The organism is Sphingobium estronivorans (assembly GCF_008692605.1).
Lineage (GTDB): Bacteria > Pseudomonadota > Alphaproteobacteria > Sphingomonadales > Sphingomonadaceae > Sphingobium > Sphingobium estronivorans.
In genome coordinates this window covers 1-1,096 of sequence record NZ_LFCT01000064.1, presented here as the reverse complement: position 1 = coordinate 1,096, position 1,096 = coordinate 1, and the positions used below count along the sequence as shown (strand labels likewise).

Below are 1,096 nucleotides of genomic sequence, written 5' to 3'. Positions count from 1 at the left end.
TGTCCGTCGTCAGAACATTTGGCGCAGATCGCGGCGTAAATTAGCGGAGTGCGGGCCTCGTCTGGGGTTTGATGTTAGGCGGCGAGCTTGCGGTGCTGCAAGCGCCGATATTCGATGGTCTGTCGTTTTATCCTTTCACGTTGTTTGATGATGGCTGGTGCCCTGCCGAAGTAGGCATCGGCGGGCGTCACGTTGTTCAGGCTCTCGTGGTAACGCTGGTGGTTATAGTGCTCGACGAAGGCCTCGATCTGGGCCTCAAGGTCGCCGGGCAGGAAGTAGTTTTCCAGCAGGATGCGGTTTTTCAGGGTCTGGTGCCAGCGTTCGATCTTACCCTGGGTCTGGGGATGCATCGGGGCGCCGCGCACGTGGCTCATCTTGTTGGCCTCGATGTATTCCGCCAGTTCGCCTGCGATATAGCTGGGGCCATTGTCGGACAGCAGCCGGGGCTTGTGCAGCACCGTGGCGCTGTCGCAACCCGAGGCCTTGAGCGCGAGGTCCAGCGTGTCGGTGACGTCCTCGGCCCGCATGTTGGTGCACAGCTTCCAGGCGATGATATAGCGCGAGAAGTCGTCGAGTACGGTCGACAGGTACATCCAGCCCCACCCGATGATCTTGAAGTACGTGAAGTCGGTCTGCCACATCTCGTTCGGCCGGGTAGTCTTGGTGTGGAACTGATCGGCGGCCTTTATCACGACATAGGCCGGACTGGTGATCAGATCGTGGGCTTTGAGCAGGCGGTAAACCGTGGATTCCGATACGAAGTAGCGCTTCTTGTCAGTGAAGCGCATCGCCAGTTCGCGCGGGCTGAGATTGGTCGCGTCGGCCTCCAGCGCCATTTCGATGATCTGGTCCTGGATGTCGTCGCCGATGCGGTTCCATACCCGGCTCGGCGCCGATGGCCGATCTTCCAGCGCTTCCGGCCCGCCTTCGAGGTAGCGGTCGTACCAGCGATAGAACGTCCGGCGGGCAATGCCGAGTTTGTCCAGCGTGGACTTGGCCGGCAGGTGCGACTGCTCAACGATCCTGATGATCTCGAGCTTCTCGGATGCGGGATACCTCATGCGTCGTCTTCCCCATCCGCGATCATGCTTTTTTT

General features: G+C 59.9%; 1 protein-coding gene. It reads right to left on the bottom strand.

Going from position 1 to position 1,096, the window contains the following annotated elements; all coding sequences use genetic code 11:
* Positions 1-74: 74 nt before the first annotated feature.
* The coding region (locus tag F7P65_RS21830; RefSeq protein ID WP_150295647.1) for an IS3 family transposase at positions 75-1,096 on the bottom strand (1,022 nt) is incomplete at its 5' end.